This is a genomic window from Spiroplasma alleghenense, from assembly GCF_003363775.1.
Taxonomy (GTDB): Bacteria; Bacillota_I; Bacilli_A; order Mycoplasmatales; family Mycoplasmataceae; genus Spiroplasma_B; species Spiroplasma_B alleghenense.
Window position 1 is genome coordinate 282,031 of record NZ_CP031376.1, and the last position, 18,470, is coordinate 300,500.

Below are 18,470 nucleotides of genomic sequence, written 5' to 3' on the forward strand. Positions count from 1 at the left end.
GAAAATGAAAAATTCACCAATCAAAGTTTATACAAAAAATTTAATTAAAGAAGCTAATGAAAATAGCAATGATAAAGTTAGTTTAAAAGATATCAAATGACCAGTAAATGAACCGTGAAATGTTAACAATTCACGATATCAAAAATTGTACATTAGCTGAATGGACAAGGTTGAATTTCTTCATATCTTAAATAATAAAAATATTGCAAAAATTAAAATTCAAAATTTAAAAGTTAACCAATTAACCAGAATGCAAAACAATCATAATGATATGGCGTATGCCGTTAATAAGATTGCTAAGTCATTAAAATTGGCTGACTCTTTTTTAATTGCCTATGTTGATTATGTAAATAGTATTTTTTCAGTTGGAAATGAAATGATTGCCACAACTGCAACTTATGTTAATCGCCGAGTGGCCTTCGAAGATATAAAAGGTCCAATTTATGAACCTGGTAAAATTTTATGTCATAAGTACCAAAAGGTTTATATTGATTGATTAGAATTAATTAATCAAATTAAGAAAATGAATAACTATAATTTAACCATGATTCGTCAGGGAAAATGGGAATTAATGAAAATTCGCCGCGAGTCATCGTTATATAACCAAAAAGTTAGCAAGGTAAATAGTATTGCAAGATACTTACAATTAGCTGACAATTTTATAGTTGCAAAAGTTGACTATTTAAATGAAGACTATATTAAAAAAGCCCAGATTGATAATACAGTTGTTTCTTCAAAAGAAGAAATTAAATTTAGAGAAATTATCGGACCAATTTTTGATCCTTCAAGAGTTAATAACAGAAAGTACCAACGCCTATATTCTTACTGATTAGAAGAAATCAATAACTTGAAAATTATTCATAATCGTAACATAGATTTAATCAGCGATGGATTGATTTCAGAAAGAAAAATTGAAAAACTTCAAAATGAATATAACTATTTGGTAAAAGATGTTAATGAATTATTTGAGGAATTAAAACTTGCAGATCGATACCGCGTTGCTCGTGTTAATTACTTTATTAATGTTTATGAGAAAAAATACTATCAAGAAGACGCTGGAGAAATGACTTATAACGAGATTGATGTTAAAGAATCAGGAGTTCCATTCTTAACTGTTGATAAACCTCTAGAATTAGATTTATCAGAAAAAAATTATGTCGAAACAATGGAAGCTCAAGAAGTTGTTTACAAAAAAGTTATTAAAGACATTCAAGATACTCAAAAAGTTCTAGACGACTTTGTTAATTTTGAAGAATTTACAGAAGTACTTCAAGAACCTGAAGCAATTGTTGAAAATAAGACTAATGAAATAATCGAAGAAGATGTTGATGGTGAAGATTACACCGACTACACAATAACAGATGATGATTTTGATGTGACATTTCAAAATATTAATGATACAGTTGAAGGTAAACCTGTTCAAATCGAAGATACAAGTACAGCTAACTTCATTAAGGAGCATGCACTATTTGATTGAAATGGTCGACCAGTTTATAATGGTTTAAAAGAACAATTAATTGCGAGTCCAGAAATGAAAAAATTAAACATTAATAATGTTTATGACGAAGATTTTCAACCTCTATTTAGTGATGACAAAGAACTTCCATACGGATACTCTTTATTTGATTGATTAGGCGATCAAGTTTATGATGAACTTGGTAATTTTATAGTGGAAGAAGTTAAAATTAAATTTGAAGACCAAAAACCAAAAACCAAAAAAGATGATACCCAATATATCAAATTTATTCCTCAACCAAAAGATCCAATAGGAACTAAACTTTATGACTGACATGGAAACCCGGTTTTTGATGCAGACGGAAAACAGTTGGAAACTGATGGAGTTAACGCCCAAATTCCAGAAACAGAAGTATTTGATATCAATGGAGATCAATTTATTTTGGACGCTGAAAAACTTCCTTATACAAAAGCTTTATTCAATAAAAACGGATTTAAGTCACTTGATGTTTTAGAAGATGAAGAAAAACCCTCAACCCCAATAAAAGGAATTCCTGCAGCTGAATATTATGCACAAATAAAAGAATCATTACCAGTTAACTCAACTGAATTAGAAGTAATCGAAGAGGATATTGCATCTGTACCAGTTAAGCAAGAAGAGCCTTTAATAATAATCAAAAAACCATCTGGAAACAATGGAACGCTACTTTTTGATAAAAATGGAAAATTAGTTTTTAATGAAAGCCGTGAACCTTTGGAATTTAGTGAAAACTTAGCTGCTCTAGACTATTCAGGTGTATTAAACAGCAATGGTAAACCTTTAACTAAGGCTAATAAATCAGACATTGAACTTTTTGATAGCCAAAGAAATCTTATTTTTGATAAGAATGGTTTTATAGTTGAGAAAGAACTCTCGATTCCAGACGAATTTAAAGAAGAAGTTAAATTCATTAAAAAGCCAATTAAGGAAGATGGAATTCTTTTATTTGACTGCAATAATAGCCCAGTATTTGATAAAAATAAAAATCGTCTTTTATTGGATACAAAAATCCAAACATTAGATCCTAAAAATGTTTTTGATAGCAAGGGTAGAAGTATACTTAAGAATAAAGAAAATCAAGTTTTTGGACTGGCTCTTTTTTCAGCTGACAAAGAGCAAGTATTTACAAGATCAGGAGAATTAATCTATAAAGATGTTTTGGTTGAATATCATGATGATAATTTACAATCAATAAAATTAACTGAAGAAACTTTAGCAAACACTAGTAATTTAGAAAAACCAATTTTATTATTCGATAGAAACAATGAGCCTTTATTTAATGAAGAGGGAGAACAATTGGTTGCAAATCCTGGATTTGAAAAAATTGATCCATCAAAAGTATTTAATGCAAAGGGTAAACCAGCATTTAAAAAAGAAAAGCATCCCGATCTTTCGGCTTTTGATCGTAATAAAAATCCAATATTTAATTCCGATGGAAATTTATTAGACGAACAAAAAACAATTTGCAGTTTACCAATTGAAGTAAATTCTAATTCTGAAAATGCTTCAGAAACCCTTGTTGAACCAAAAACGTTGGGCACAGAAAAAAAACTTGCTATGATTGGAACGCTGGTTTTTGATAAAAAAGGTCGACCAGTTTATGGCAAAAATAAAGAACAGTTTGTAATCGAAGAAAATATAAACTCTATTATTTACTCGAACTTATTTAACGAAAAATCTCAACCATTATTTAGTGAAAGTGAAATTAAAAAATCCGATTTATCTTTATATGATTTTAATAAAAATAAAATTGTAGACAGCGATGGGACACTGGCAGAAGTTAATATTAAAGAGATTTCAAAGCCAACCCCAGTTTTTGATATCGATGGTAATCAAATTTTTAATGCAAAAAAAGAACCATTACTTGTAAGGGAAAATAATATTAATGAAGTTATTTTAGAGAAAAAATTTGATAAAAAAGGTAAGCCTTTAAAATTGCAAGAAAACAAAAAAGCATTATTCACTAAAGAAGGAAGACAGATTGCTAATAAAAACGGGGAACCACTAAAAGAAAATATTAATCCAAACTTATTAAATAAAACTAATTTAGCTAATGGTACAACAGAGGGCACTATTCAAACGACTGTTTTAGCCATGATCAGCGAACCCGTTGTTAAGGCTGGTACTCAATTATTTACCGAAAACCAAGAACCTGTGTTTACAAAAACTGGGGAACCATTTATAACTGATGGTTCAATTTCTGCAATTCAAGAACCACTTTACAATAAAGACTTACAAATTTTGATTGACCCTTTAAATAATGAAAATAATAAATCGCTGTTTGATAAAAATGGTAAGGAAGTTTTCACTAAGAAAGGTCAACCCGTTTTAGAAGTTAAAGAGATTGAAATTGTCGCCGAAGAAATTAAGACAAAAACTTCACAAAATGGAGAAGAAATTAAATATATTGAAAAACCAATTGTAAACTTAAACGAACAATTGTATTTAACTGACGGCACTCCGGTTTATAAAGAAGATGGGACCCCATTAACTTTACAAAAATCTGAAAAAAATTCACCAGAAAAAATATTTAACAAAAATAATAATCAAATAAAATACCCAGAAAATAAAAAAGTTTTAATTGATGAAAATGGATTAGTAGCCTTTGATGAAAATGGTAATTTAAAAGTTGCACAAATTACTTTAGAAGAAAAACCTGTAAATAAATTAAACGATAAAAATAAATTAAACGATGAAAAAATTGCTAATATTTTAGAACCAAACTTTGAAAAACCCATTCTTGTTCAAAGGGAAGTCAAAACTCCAATTGCAAAAGAAGGAGAACCTTTATTTACCAAAACTGGTAAACCTGTTTATGATATAGATGGAAATCAATTATTAACAAGTAAATCGGATTTAAAAATAATTGATCCAGTTTTTGATAAAAAAGGAAATGTCATATTTAATCCAGAAGATTTAGAAACTGATAAATCTCTTTATAGTAAGAAGGGACAACAATTATTTGATAGAAACTTTGAAGCAGTTTGTGACACTCAAACTACTTCGTTTAATCCAGAAACTATTGAGACAAAAACCTTAGAAAATGGACAAATTATTGAAGTTGTTAAAACTCCAAACGTAGATGCAGACCAACAATTATTCTTAAAAGATGGAACGCCAGTCTACAACCAACTAGGAGAACCGCTTGTATCTAAACCAAATAATGAATTAATTGATCAAAAATTATTCAACAAAAAAGGTAAAGATATCACCAGGGACATAGAAAAATCTAAAGACGGAAAAGTTTTATTTGATAAATTTGGAAAAGAAGCTTACAGCGAAACAGGTCAAAGAATATTGAAAGAAGATATCCTTGGTAGTGTTGAACCAGAAAATGATATTCAGTTAAATAAAATTGATAAACCATTATCAGATTCGAAAGTTTTAAATCATGAAGATGAAGAATTTATTGCGATAGTTAAAAGTCCGGTGGCTCCAACAGGAACACAGTTATTTACTAAAAACCAGGAACCTGTATTTAGTAAAAATGGTGAACCAATTATGACTGATGGACAATTGGCTAAAATTTCTGAAGTTCTTTACACAAAAAATGGTGAGGTATTATTTGCTCCCACTGATGAAAGTACAGATAAATCATTATTTGATAAAAATGGTAGTCAGATTTATCAAGAAAATGGTAAACCTGTTTTAGAAAACAAAGAAGTAAAATTAAGAAGTCAAGATATCAAAATCAAGAAATTACCTTCGGGAGAAGAAATTAAATATATTGAAAAACCAATTGTAGAATTAAACGAACAATTGTTTTTAGCTGATAAAACCCCGGTTTATAATGCTGATAAAACCCCGCTGTTATTATCAAGTGAATTAAAGGCAGCTCCGGAAAAATTATTTACAATTTCAGGAAATGAAATAAATAATAAGAATGAAAATCAAACTTTAGTTGATAGCAATGGTGTAGTTGTTTTTGATGAAAAAGGAAAGTTAAAAACAATTAAAGAGCCGATTACAAAAGTAATTTCGGGTAAAAGTGATTTTGTAAGCGAAAATGAAAATAAAAATTTATCTCTTGAAAATGATTCAAACATGGTTTCTGAAAAAGATGAAAATGGATTTATCGAGGAAGATGCACAAGATTACAAACAAGTAGAAGAAAGCGCTTCAAAAAACTTAGAACAAGTACCTCCAACTAAGGAATCATTTGACGAAAAAGAAATTATAAATAAAGATAATTTGAGTGAAAATGATAAATATAGCTCAAATAAATTGCAAAAAAATGAAACAGTAATTGCTAAAGTTAAATCACCTGTTGCATTAGTAGGCACTCAGTTATTTACTAAAGACCAGGAACCAGTTTTTGATGAGAAAAATCAACCTGTTTTATTTAATGGAGATTTAGGAAAAGTTAATTATCCAATTTATGATAAAAATAGACAGATTATATTTGCTCCTGACGATGAATCCATAGATAAATCATTATTTAACAATGTGGGTCAACAAGTATATAAGGATAACGGAAAGCCCGTTCTAGAAACAAAAGAAATTAAAGTTGATCCAGAAGAAATTAAAACTAAAGTTTTACCTAGTGGTGAAAAAGTCAATTATTTAGAGAAACCGATTATTAATTATGGTGAACCCTTATTGCTAAAAGATAAAACCCCGGTTTATAATGCTGATAAAACTCCATTAATCTTTGATAAGCAACTTGCAATTGCTCCAGAAAAATATTATTCAGAAAATGGGAACTTAATTAGCAATCCTGATAATTCAAAAATTTTAACAAATGAAAAAGGTGTAACCGTTTTTGACGAAAAAGGAAAACTAAAAACTATTAAAGAACCTATTTTGGAAACAAAAACTGATTTATCTCAGCCAATTCAAAAATTTGAAAGACCAACTCAAACTACTGCAAAAATAAAAACAGCAGTTGTAGAGATGGGAACACCATTGTTCACAAAAGACTTGGAACCCGTTTACAAAGCGGATGGAAGTCAATTTACAACTGATGGAAAATTAGCAAAAATTTGAGAACCAGTTTATGACAAGGATTCTAAATTATTATTTGATCCAAAGGATGAAAAAATTGATAAATCATTATTCAGCAAGAATGGTGAACAAGTTTATAAACCAGACGGAAAACCTGTACTTCAAACTAAAGAAGTTGCTGTGAATACAGAAGAAATTAAAACTAAAACCTTATCTTCAGGACAAGAAATTAAATACATTGAAAAATCAGCTGTAGAATCAGGTAAACCATTATTGCTGAAAGATGGAACCCCGGTTTACAAAGTTGACGGACAACCATTGTTACAAAGTGATATTTTAAAGCAGGCTCCGGAGATATACTATTCAAATGATGGTAGACAGGTAAAAAATATTGATAACACAAAAACTTTGGTTACCGAAAATGGGGTAATTGCTTTTGACGAAAATGGAAAACTAAAAACTATTAAAGAACCAATTTCTGAAATTTTTGAGAAACCATTAGATTCAAAATTAGATAAATTAATTTCCTTAGATAATGAAAAACAAAACACTGATGAAATCATTGATAAATTTAATGATAATACTTTGAAAAAAGCACCAGTTGAAAAACTTGAACTATTCGAAGATGCAGCGTTTATTCAAGAAGAAGATAGTGATGATTTAGAAATTGAAATAAATGAATTTGATGATGATGAATTTGAAATTCATGAAGAAGAATTGGATTCAATGCTTGAAGAAGTTAAAGTGGAAAAAACTATTGAAGTACCAGTTGCCCCAATTGGAACTTTGCTTTACAACAAAGATAAGAAACCTGTTTATGACGCTTCAGGTAAGCAGATTATAATTTCAAAAAATAAAAATCCAATTATTGATGGTATCTATGATTCTAATAGAGAGTTAATATTTTCATCTAGCGATAGAGGTATTGACAAAACTTTATTTGATAATCAAGGTCGTCAAGTATTAAATAGCGATGGGAAATTAATAACCGAACCTAAAACTGTTTTAGTAAATCCTAGTGATATTAAAAATAAAACTTTACCTAACGGAGAAGAAGTTGAAGTTTTCTCTACACCAAATGTTGAATCAGGAATTCCTTTATTCTTAAAAGATGGAACCCGAGTTTATGACAAAAAAGGTGACCAATTAAAATCAACAGGAACAACCGAACCTTTAAGAACAGAAGTTTATAATAAAGACGGTCAAAACTTATTTAAAGATCCAAAAAATTATCAAAATGGAAAATCATTATTTACCCAAGATCAAATTCCTGTTTACGATATTAGTGGTTCAGCCGTTTTAAATGATAACACGGTTTATCAACCAGAAGATAAAAATATTTTAAATCCAGTTGAAAATAATTTAAGTCCTGCTCAAAAAGAAGAACCAGTTGTATTGGCAAAAGTCAAAACTCCGGTTGCTCCGGTTGGAACACAATTATTCACCAAGAACCAAGAACCAGTAAAAACTGCAAGTGGAAAGCCATTGTTAACAGATGGACAGGTTTCAAGAATTAACCAACCAGTTTATGACAATGTTGGTAAGTTGTTATTTACAGCTGATGATAAAAATTCTGACAAATCTTTATACGACAGCAAGGGCCAAAAAGTTTATTCTGAATCAGGTAAACCTGTTTTAGAAACCAAAGAAATTAAAGTTAGTCCCGAAGAGATCAAAGTTAAATCATTACCAAATGGAGAGAAGATTGAATATATCGAAACTCCAATTGTAGAATACGGAGAACCGTTATTCTTAAGTAATGGAAATCCAGTCTATAATTTAGATGGAACCCCATTGTTATTTAGCAAGGAGTTGAATAAAGCTCCAGAAACTTTATATAATAGTCAAAGCGAGCCAATCAATAACTTTGCAGAATCAAAAGAACTAGTGGATAAAAAAGGTCAGCCAGTTTTTGATGATCAAGGTAAACCTAAAACTATCAAAAAACCTGTAACAGAAACTAAGACTATTAAAGAAACAGAAAAACCTGTAACAGAAAATAAAGCTATTAAAGAGGTTGAAACAACTAAACCAATTGCTAAACCAATTATTATTGAAAAAATTGATGAGTCAATCTTAAAAACTGATGAATTAATTTTATTAGAACCAATTGTTGAAAGTGGAACTTTATTATTTGATAAAAAAGGTGAACCAGTTTATGATGGCCAAGGAAATCAATTGACTGCAAAAAGTATTGATGAATCAATTGTTGAAGAAATGTTTGATGCAAAAGGGAAAAATCTAAATCCTAAATCAGATGATTTTGATAAAAAACCTCATTTATTTGACCAACAAGGTAATAAAGTAACTGATAGTTCTGGTGCTTTAATTGTGAAAGAATCAATTATCAGTGTTGATGAAATTGCGCAAAATAATCTTGACGATGAAGTGATTGAAGTGATTGTGGTTCCAGTAGCTAAAAATGGTACAAAGCTTTATACTAACGATAATAAACCAGTCTTCTATTCAAGTGGTCAACCAGTTAAAGCAGATGATAATTTAGTTGATTATGATTTCTCAGATATTTATAACGCTGAGGGTGATTTGATTCTTGAAGAAAACGAAAATAAAGAACTGTTTGATTCTCAAGGGACTCAAGTAATTGAAGATGGTAAAATGATTAAGGTAAAAAGAGCTATTAGAAAAAAAGCTAAGGCTCAAAAAGATTTAAAAGCCAAAGAGAAAGCTCGAATCAAAGAAAACATCGATAAAGCTAATCGCGGGGAAAAACCTGTTTTAAATAACTCAAATCTTAATAATGTGTTTGATGAAGCAAACTCAAGATTAGGGCAAATTAGAGAAGAGTTAAAACAAATTACCAATGATCAACTTGAAGATTCAAGACCAAAATCAGCATTTGACAAATTATCACCAGAATTTGAAGATGATTACAAAACTGATTATGATTTAATTGATTTTAATAATTCAAGAAGACGTCAAAAAGAATTTACAGATGACTTACAACCAATTCCGCAAATGAATCAAAATTTTGTGCCAAAACAAAATGGATTCTTTGATAAGATTGAAGATCGCATGAGTTCAATTGAAAACATGCTAGCTATTTTAACTCATCAAGAAAAAACTATGGACTCAGATCGAATTAGAATTTTGCGCGAAGACATTGAAAGAATTTATTCAGACTTAAATAATATTAACTCTAGTGTTCCTAAGTTTGGTTATAACTCAAACCCAAACCGAAAAGCTAATGACTTTGATATTTGTGGATGTTCGCCAAACGGATGTGGTTCTCAAAAGAGAAAACACCATGTTTATAATGCAGGAAACAATAGTTCACAGCGTCACAATGACTTTAGAGTTGCTAACTTTAGTCACCACCACAATTGCCACCATCAACAAAAAGATGGACGCCAATTTTGTGAACACTGTGGTAAAACCTATAAATATTAATAATTCATAAAACTCTCACATAAGTGAGAGTTTTTACTATTTTATTGCTATAATTAAAAAAGAGGTATTTATGATTGACCATTTAGAAGCTATTCAATGAGACTGTGAAACAAGAAAGTTTTTGGTTTCACAAAATTTTAAAGTCGATTCAAGACTAAAAAGTTTTATTGAAAATAATATATTAACTATCCCAACAACCCAAGATATTGTCAACGAGTTATATCCTTATATTGATTTAAAAATTAAAGAGGAATTAATTGCTAAATCAATTGAAAGGGAAAGCTGTGTTAAAAAAATATTGCAAAATTCAATTGCTAAAAAAACTAAGTTAATCCCTTTTTTACTGGATGAATGTGATGATAAGTTTCATCAACAAATTGCTAAAAGAATTATTACTGAATTTAACCAAATTATTTATAAATATGGGGTCAGTAAAATCCAAACCAACGTAATTAAAATAATTTGAAAAGAAAATCCTGTTATCGGACAAATACCATTTGTCCTTGAAACCAATAATGGGGTTATTATTGTTGATATTAGAACGGGGCAAACTAACTTTGAGGACAGAAGCAAGGGGTTATTGTTTTTATATGAAAAACTTTGATCGCAAAATTCTTCATCAAAAGTTTTAAAGAAAATCTTAATTAATCCTCGTTGAGATATCGCTGTCCAAGAGGTAGAAAATCCAAATAAAAATGAAATTTGAAAGTTATTAAATTTTTAATACCAGGACAAAATAGACTATGAGTGAAGCAATTTTGCACCAGCTAATTTGCAAAGTATCAATTTAACAAGTGATGACCAAGTTTACAAGGATAATATTTTTCCTTTTGAACCAAATAAAACAGCATATTGAATCAATATAAATAATTTTGGTTTTGGTTCTTATAGTGGAAGTCAGTATATAGAAACAAATGAAGCAGAAAGTACAATTGATGGAAAAATACAAAATGGTTGAAAACTCAAAGAAGAAACTAAAAAACTGTTTATGCAATTTCAATTCATAAACAGTTTTTAAGTATATTGTTTTTAAATAATTCAAGTAGATTCTCAATTTTCAGTTTGACCATCTAAATTATCAAAGGTTGATGTGGCTGTAAAAGTTATTTTCATAAAATCAGTACCATTAATTATTTCTCTAGTTTTAAATTCATTAACTTTTGAGGTGAAGAATAGTTCCTTATAAGGAAGCCCTAATGCGGAATCCTCTTTAGAATATAAATCTAATTTTTCCTCTATTTTTAGTTTTGCTTCCTCAGTTTTACCGTCCTTGATTAATTCTTTTAATTCTTTTTGACTAGATTGGTATTCCCATGAAAAGGGATTATTCTCACTATTTTCATACCCGTGATCATAGCTACTTAGCATGTAGTGAATTGTTTTTGAATCAATTTTACCATTTCTGTCTATTTTTTTTGTTTGATTGAAAGTAAAATCAATGTCTTTATATTCATAAGTTTCTCCGCCTATTATATTTTTAATTTTTAAATCGAATTTAATTTTGTATTCTTGACCACTTTTAAAGGGTTTTTCACTATTAATTTTTTCATCAATATCTGAATGCACCCAAACTTGTCTGATACTTCAAACTTCATTTTCCGGATATTGAAAATCTTTAAACATCATCTCAGATATAACATTTTTTATTTTCTCCGCAATCCTGTAACTTAATGAGGTTCATTCTTTTTTGTCACCTACTTCCCCATCAAATAAATAAAACTCTCCTAAATATTCAAATCTTTGTTCTTTTACTCAAGCATCTAAGTTTTCCGCATTTAATTCCATTTTTTTAACTGGTGTTTCAAAACAAGAAACTACTCCAGTTGTTGATGTTGTCACTAGTCCCAAAGCAGCCAATACGCTTAATAGTTTTTTCATAATTTTCCTTCTTTCCTATAAAATTTAAGCATTTAAATTAATAATAATTTAAATTTATTATGTTTTTATTTAAATTAACTAAATAATTCAAGTAGATTCTCAATCCTCAGTTTGGTTATTTAATTTTTCAAATGTTGATGTGGCTGTAAAAGTAATCTTCATAAAATCTGTTCCATCAATTACTTCTCTAGTTTTAAATTCATTAACTTTTGAGGTGAAATAAATTTCCTTATAAGGTAATTTATCTGAATTCTTTCCGGTTGAATAGTAGTCTAGTTTATGTTCTATCACTTGTTTTGCTTCTTCAGTATTGCCAGTTTTTATAAGCTCTCTCAATTCTTTTTCCCCACTTTTGTACTTTCAAGAAAATGGATTACTTTCCTTATTTTCATAGCCGTCACAATTACTTAACATGTAATGAAGAGATTTTGAACTAATTTCATCCCTTTTTGTAAGTGTATTGGTCTGTTTAAAAGTAAATTCAAGCTTTTTGAATTCCAAGGTTTCCTTACTATTCAAATAGTTGACGTCTAGATCAAATTTAAATTTATATTCATGTCCACTTTTAAAACGGTTCTGATCGTTTATTTGTTCTTTATAGTCGCTGTAACTTACACGAACATATAAGTCTATTAATTCTTTTTCTGGATATTCAAATGATTTTAGCATTGCTTCTGCAATAGTGTTTCTTATTTTATCCTTAAAAACCTCCATTAAAGAAACTCATTCCTGGTTTCCTTCCTCATTTAAATCGTCAAATAAATAAAATTCTCCTACATATTCGAATTTTTGTTCCCTTACTCAGGCATCTAAGTTTTCGGTATTTAATTCCATTTTTTTAACTGGTTTTTCAAAACAAGAAACTACCCCAGTTGTTGATGTTGTTATTATCCCCAAAGCAGCCAGTATGCTTAATAGTTTTTTCATAATTTTCCTTCTTTCCTTACTATTATTATAGTAAACTAATTTTTCGCTTTTTAGAAAAAAAATTAAATTTTTTCCATATATTTATTTATTTTTTAGAAAATTGGAATATAATGTTTTTGTATAAAGGAGAAAAATTATGAAAAAAAATAACACTCTTAGAAAACAAAAAAATACGAAACTTTATAATAAACACATATTTACATCATTTTTTATGGTTTCAGTAATAGCGATCGGAGCTTTGGTTGCAATTCCAAAAACTACACAACAATTATTCAATTTCGAAGGAATTAACTTTGGTAGTCAATCTGAAGCTGTTGAATACGCACTTTCAAATAGTCGCAGACTAGAATCAAATGATCGTAACTATTATTACAAATATAACAATAAGGTTTATTCATTTTCAGAAAGAAATGCTGTAATTGACAAAATGATTTTAGACTCTCAACTTAGAGAAGAAAGTACTTATAAAAATGTAAATGATTATGTAATTTCAAATTCTGGGGAGTTGTCAGCCAATGTAAAAACCGAGAATAACGATGAACTTAAGAAAGTTTATAAGGGAAGAAATGGATTTTCTTATGTTGATATAGATGAAGCAGCCAGAACTTTTCAAAATTATGATGAAGTAATTTTGATGGAAAATCTCAACAAAAATTCTACTGAACAATTAGAATTTTATAATGAAAGCGAGGCTATTCAGTATTTAGAAAATATGAAAAAAGAATCTCTTGATAATGGTGAAGAAAGTGACTGTTATTTGGTTTCTGGTTCATGCCAAGATGAAGGAGCTGTTAAGCAATGATTGAAAAGTAGCTCTACTTATAAATATCGTTATAAAGACTATGAGTGAAGCAATTTTGCACCAGCAAATTTGCAAAGTATTAATTTAACAAGTGATGATCAAGTTTACAAGGATAATATTTTCCCTTTTGAACCAAATAAAACAGCATACTGAATTAATATTAATAATTTGGGTTTTGGTTCTTATAGTGGAAGCCAATATATAGAAACAAATGAGGCAGAGGCCACAATTGATGGAAAAATACAAAAAGGATGAAAACTTAAGGAAGAAACTAAAAAACTGTTTATGCAATTTCAATTCATAAACAGTTTTTAAGTATATTTTTTTTAAATAATTCAAGTAGATTCTCAATCTTCGGTTTGACCATCTAACTTATCAAAGGTTGATGTGGCTGTAAAAGTAATCTTCATAAAATCAGTACCATCAATTATTTCTCTAGTTTTAAATTCATTAACTTTTGAGGTGAAGAGAAGTTCCTCATAAGGAAGTCCTAGACTTGCATCGTATTCATCAGAATATAAATCTAAGTCATCTTTTATTTTTAACTTTGCTTCCTCAATTTTACCATCCTTTATTAATGATTTTAATTCTTTTTGATCGGGTTTATATTTCCAAGAAAATGGGTTATTTTCATCATTTTCATACCCATGATCATAACTACTTAACATATAGTGAATTGTTTTTGAATCAATTTTACCATTTCTGTCTATTTTTTTTGTTTGATTAAAAGTAAAATCAATGTCTTTATATTCATAAATTTTACCGTCAATAATATTTTTAATTTTTAGATCAAATTTAAATATGTATTTTTGACCACTTTTAAAAGGTTTCTCGCTATTAATTTTTTCTATTAAATCATCATAATCTACCGACACCTTTATGTTTAAAACTTCATTTTGTGGATATTCAAAAGATTTAAGCATCATTTCCGATATAACATTTTTTATTTTTTCTGCAATTCTAGAATCCAATCACAACCATTCTTTACTTTCTCCTTCTACACCGTCAAAAAAATAAAATTCTCCTATATATTCAAATTTTTGTTCTTTTACTCAAGCATCTAAGTTTTCGGTATTCAAATCCATTTTTTTAACTGGTGTTTCAAAACAAGAAACTACTCCAGTTGTTGATGTTGTCACTAGCCCCAAAGCAGCCAATACGCTCAATAGTTTTTTCATAAATTTCCTTCTTTCCTATAAAATTTAAGCATTGCAATTAATAATAATTTAAACTTATTATGTTTTTATTTAAATTAACTAAATAATTCAAGTAGATTCTCAATCTTCAGTTTTACCATCTAAATTATAAAAAGTTGATGTGGCTGTAAAAGTTATTTTCATAAAATCAGTACCATCAATTATTTCTCTAGTTGTAAATTCGTTAACTTCTGAGGTAAAATAAAATTCCTTATAAGGTAAACGGAACGCTGATTTTTCTGTAGAATATAAATCTAATTCCTCCTTTATTAATGCTTTTGCTTCTTCAGTTTTACCTTCCTTAATTAATGATTTCAATTTTTTTTGACTAGATTGATATTTCCAAGAAAACGGGTTACCTTTATCATTTTCATACCCGCGATCATAGTTACTTAGCATATAGTGAATGGTTTTTGAATCTAGTTTTTCGTTTCTATCTATTTTTTTTGTTTGATTAAAAGTAAATTCAATGTCTTTATATTCATGGGTTTCTCCACCTAATATATTTGTGATTTTTAAATCAAATTTAAATTTATATTCTTGACCACTTTTAAAAGGTTTTTCGCTATTAATTTTTTCCTTAAAATCTTTATAATCGTCTGAAACTCTTATGTTCAAAACCTCGTTGCCTGGATATTCAAATGATTTAAACATCATTTCTGATATAACATTTTTTATTTTATACCCAATGATATTACTTAATAATGGTCATTCATCTTTGTCGCCTACCACCCCATCGAAAAAATAAAATTCTCCTACATATTCAAATTTTTGCTCTTTTACTCAGGCATCTAAGTTTTTGGAATTTAATTCCATTTTTTTAACTGGAGTTTCAAAACAAGAAACTACCCCAGTTGTTGACGTTGCTACTAGCCCTAAAGCAGCCAATGTGCTTAATAGTTTTTTCATAATTTTCCTTCTCTCATTACTATTATTATATTAAACTAATTTTTCGCATTTCAGAAAAAAAATTAAATTTTTTCCATATATTTATTTATTTTTTAGAAAAATGGAATATAATGTTTTTGTATAAAGGAGAAAAATTATGAAAAAAAATAACACTCTTAAAAAACAAAAAAATATGAAACTATATAATAAACACATATTTACATCATTTTTTATGGTTTCGGTAATAGCAACCGGTGCTTTGGTCGCAATTCCAAAAACTACACAACAATTATTCAATTTTGAAGGAATTAACTTTGGAAGTCAATCTGAAGCTGTGGAGTATGCGCTTTCAAACAGTCGAAAACTGGAATCAAGTGATCGTAACTATTATTACAAATATAACAATAATGTCTATTCATTTTCAGAAAGAAATGATGTCATTGATAAAATGATTTTAGATTCTCAACTTAAGGAAGAAAGTACTTACAAAAATGTAAATGATTATGTAATTTCAAATTCTGGGGAGTTATCAGCAAATGTAAAAACCGAGAATAACGGTCAACTTAAAAAAGTTTATAAAGGAAGAAATGGATTTTCTTATGTTGATATAGATGAAGCGGCTAAAACTTTTCAAAATTATGATGAAGTAATTTTAATGGAAAATCTCAATAAAAATTCAACTGAACAATTAGAATTTTATAATGAAAGCGAGGCTATTCAGTATCTAGAAAATATGAAAAAAGAATCTCTTGAAAATGGCGAGGAAAGTGATTGTTATTTGGTCTCTGGTTCATGCCAAGATGAAGGAGCCGTCAAACAATGATTAAAAAGTAGTTCAACTTACAAATATCGCTACAAAGACTATGAGTGAAGCAATTTTGCACCAGCCAATTTGCAAAGTATTAATTTGACAAGTGATGATCAAGTTTACAAGGATAATATTTTCCCTTTTGAACCAAATAAAACAGCATATTGAATCAATATTAATAATTTGGGTTTTGGTTCTTATAGTGGAAGCCAATATATAGAAACAAATGAGGCAGAAGATACAATTGATGGAAAAATACAAAAAGGATGAAAACTCAAAGAAGAAACTAAAATCAATGCGTTATTATCTTCAATGATGTTTATGTCGGAAATGTACAATGGCTTGGATTCATTGACAAGGGCTCTAAACGATAAAACAGAGGCTTGGACTCTCGAAAAAGACGTTTTCAATAACAACACAGATGAGTTTAACTTTTTTAAAGAAAACGTTGCAAATCTTGCGGATATAGATTTAGAAGCAGATGATGACGGGCTTAATTTAAAAAAATTTGAAGATGAAATTAATTCCAAAGCCAAGGACATGGATTCTCAAACTAAAACTCTAGTATTTTTTAGAAAATTATCAAATTTGTCTTTGGTAAAAAATAATTTAGGTTCAGATGGCAAAGATGGAGACATGCAAAAGTTTGAAGATGAATGCAAAAAAGTTTTAAAACAAGTAATTACCTCAGATGATGAAAGAATGGAAGAAATTTATGCTGAATTATTTGATATAAACAATCCAAAAATTGGTGTTAACGATATTATCGATGTCTTTCTAAATCCTAGCAGTTTTCAATATAAAAAAGATGACACAAGATTAGCTTTTGTTAATGTTATTAAAAAAACTACTGAACTAGGAGATGCCATTATGAATCCGATGTCTGGTTTAGATGGATTGGTAAGCAAATACTACGATGCAAAAGGTAGACCAAAAGATGTAGAAGTAACTTACGAAGATAAATTAACAATTGTAGAAGCCCAAAATCAAGTAATCAAAAATAAATATAAAGAATCTGATATGATACTTCTTGATGATGGTAATTTTTATTCTAGAGAAAAAGTTATTGAAAAAAATTATGAAAGAACAAACGATATTGCGATAACTGCTGAGAGAAAAATTACAACAACAAAACCGGCTGCAAAAGCGGGATTAGAAAATTTAACTGGTAAATTTAATACTGCTCAACAAATTTGGGATTTGGGAAACAAATTATCACCATATAAATACAAAACACTAGGAATTGATTTTGGTGATGGACAAGAAATTTTATATACTTACTTATCAATTGGCTATTTTGGTTGAGAATTACATAAACCAAGTCCGGGAAAAGCTCTAACTAAAATGAAGTTATACGATAGTGTTAATACAAATCAAAATGAAAGTGGTTTTAGAGTTAGAGGAAGCTACTTTACGAACCAAATAGATGCAATAAATTATTTGAAAACTCTAATGATTCGCGATCCAGAGGAGTATACCGAAATCCAACAGTTTAATATTAGTATCATGGACAAAACTGAAGAAGGGATTATAAATAACGATACTGAAAATTATCTTTCAAAAGAGGAACAGTTAGATATTTTCATAGATCAAATCTTTCAAAAATACTATGCTAATATGAAACAAAAGTATTTCACAGATGGATTTGGAAACAAATTTGACAATAGTATTGATGCTTTAAATAGCATGCGTGAAAACATTACAAAAAGAAATTTTGTTAAAAAATATCAGTGAAAAGATAAAGATTCCATCAAACGAAACTATGATTCTTTTGAAGAAATGATTACAGTTCAAAATAATTATATTAAAAATACTTACATTAATGAAAAAGTAGTTTTATCAAGTGATTTAATCGCCAATACCAACTTTGATAAATTAGATGCCCAAAATGGAGGACAAAATAAATTTTACTCAATTGTTGATGGGTCAAGACAAAGATACTTTAAAACCTATGATGATGCTTATTATTTTGTTTTAAGAAAAAATAATTTTGAGTTAAATATTGACGAAGTAGTTAACTATCAAATAACTTATAACGGAGAAGTATTTGCCTCAGAAGAAGAATTTATCAACTGAGTTAGAGAAAATACTAAAGTAGTAAACGGAAAGGAAATGGTGCATTAA

9 protein-coding genes are annotated in these 18,470 nt (G+C 28.7%); 5 read left to right on the forward strand and 4 right to left on the reverse strand.

What is annotated here, in order from left to right:
* Nucleotides 1–4: 4 nt before the first annotated feature.
* From SALLE_RS01325 to SALLE_RS01335, 3 genes are all read left to right on the forward strand, one after another.
* Nucleotides 5–9,847, forward strand: a complete 9,843-nt coding sequence (locus SALLE_RS01325; protein ID WP_115557843.1) for a hypothetical protein — start codon at nucleotides 5–7, stop codon at nucleotides 9,845–9,847.
* A 70-nt stretch (nucleotides 9,848–9,917) separates the two neighbouring features.
* The gene (locus SALLE_RS01330) at nucleotides 9,918–10,571 is read left to right on the forward strand and encodes a hypothetical protein (RefSeq protein ID WP_115557844.1); all 654 of its coding nucleotides are present in this window, start codon (nucleotides 9,918–9,920) and stop codon (nucleotides 10,569–10,571) included.
* 48 nt (nucleotides 10,572–10,619) lie between these two features.
* Nucleotides 10,620–10,865, forward strand: a complete 246-nt coding sequence (locus SALLE_RS01335) for a hypothetical protein (RefSeq protein WP_115557845.1) — start codon at nucleotides 10,620–10,622, stop codon at nucleotides 10,863–10,865.
* An 11-nt stretch (nucleotides 10,866–10,876) separates the two neighbouring features.
* Here the strand turns inward: SALLE_RS01335 and SALLE_RS01340 are convergent, their stop codons facing one another.
* A complete protein-coding gene (locus SALLE_RS01340) occupies nucleotides 10,877–11,725 on the reverse strand; it encodes a lipoprotein (RefSeq protein WP_115557846.1) in 849 nt (282 codons plus the stop codon).
* A 78-nt stretch (nucleotides 11,726–11,803) separates the two neighbouring features.
* Entirely contained in the window at nucleotides 11,804–12,652 is an 849-nt protein-coding gene (locus tag SALLE_RS01345) for a lipoprotein (protein ID WP_115557847.1), read from the reverse strand.
* Between the two features lie 136 nt (nucleotides 12,653–12,788).
* Here SALLE_RS01345 and SALLE_RS01350 point away from each other — a divergent pair, with 136 nt between their 5' ends.
* A complete protein-coding gene (locus SALLE_RS01350) occupies nucleotides 12,789–13,769 on the forward strand; it encodes a hypothetical protein (protein ID WP_115557848.1) in 981 nt (326 codons plus the stop codon).
* An 11-nt stretch (nucleotides 13,770–13,780) separates the two neighbouring features.
* Here the strand turns inward: SALLE_RS01350 and SALLE_RS01355 are convergent, their stop codons facing one another.
* Both SALLE_RS01355 and SALLE_RS01360 read right to left on the reverse strand, forming a co-directional pair.
* Complete coding sequence (locus SALLE_RS01355; protein WP_115557849.1) at nucleotides 13,781–14,632, reverse strand: lipoprotein; 852 nt, start codon at nucleotides 14,630–14,632, stop codon at nucleotides 13,781–13,783.
* A gap of 78 nt (nucleotides 14,633–14,710) precedes the next feature.
* The gene (locus SALLE_RS01360) at nucleotides 14,711–15,559 is read right to left on the reverse strand and encodes a lipoprotein (protein WP_115557850.1); all 849 of its coding nucleotides are present in this window, start codon (nucleotides 15,557–15,559) and stop codon (nucleotides 14,711–14,713) included.
* Between the two features lie 136 nt (nucleotides 15,560–15,695).
* Between SALLE_RS01360 and SALLE_RS01365 the strand changes: the two genes are divergently transcribed.
* On the forward strand, nucleotides 15,696–18,470 hold the full coding sequence (locus tag SALLE_RS01365) for a phage tail tape measure protein (RefSeq protein WP_115557851.1): 2,775 nt from the start codon (nucleotides 15,696–15,698) through the stop codon (nucleotides 18,468–18,470).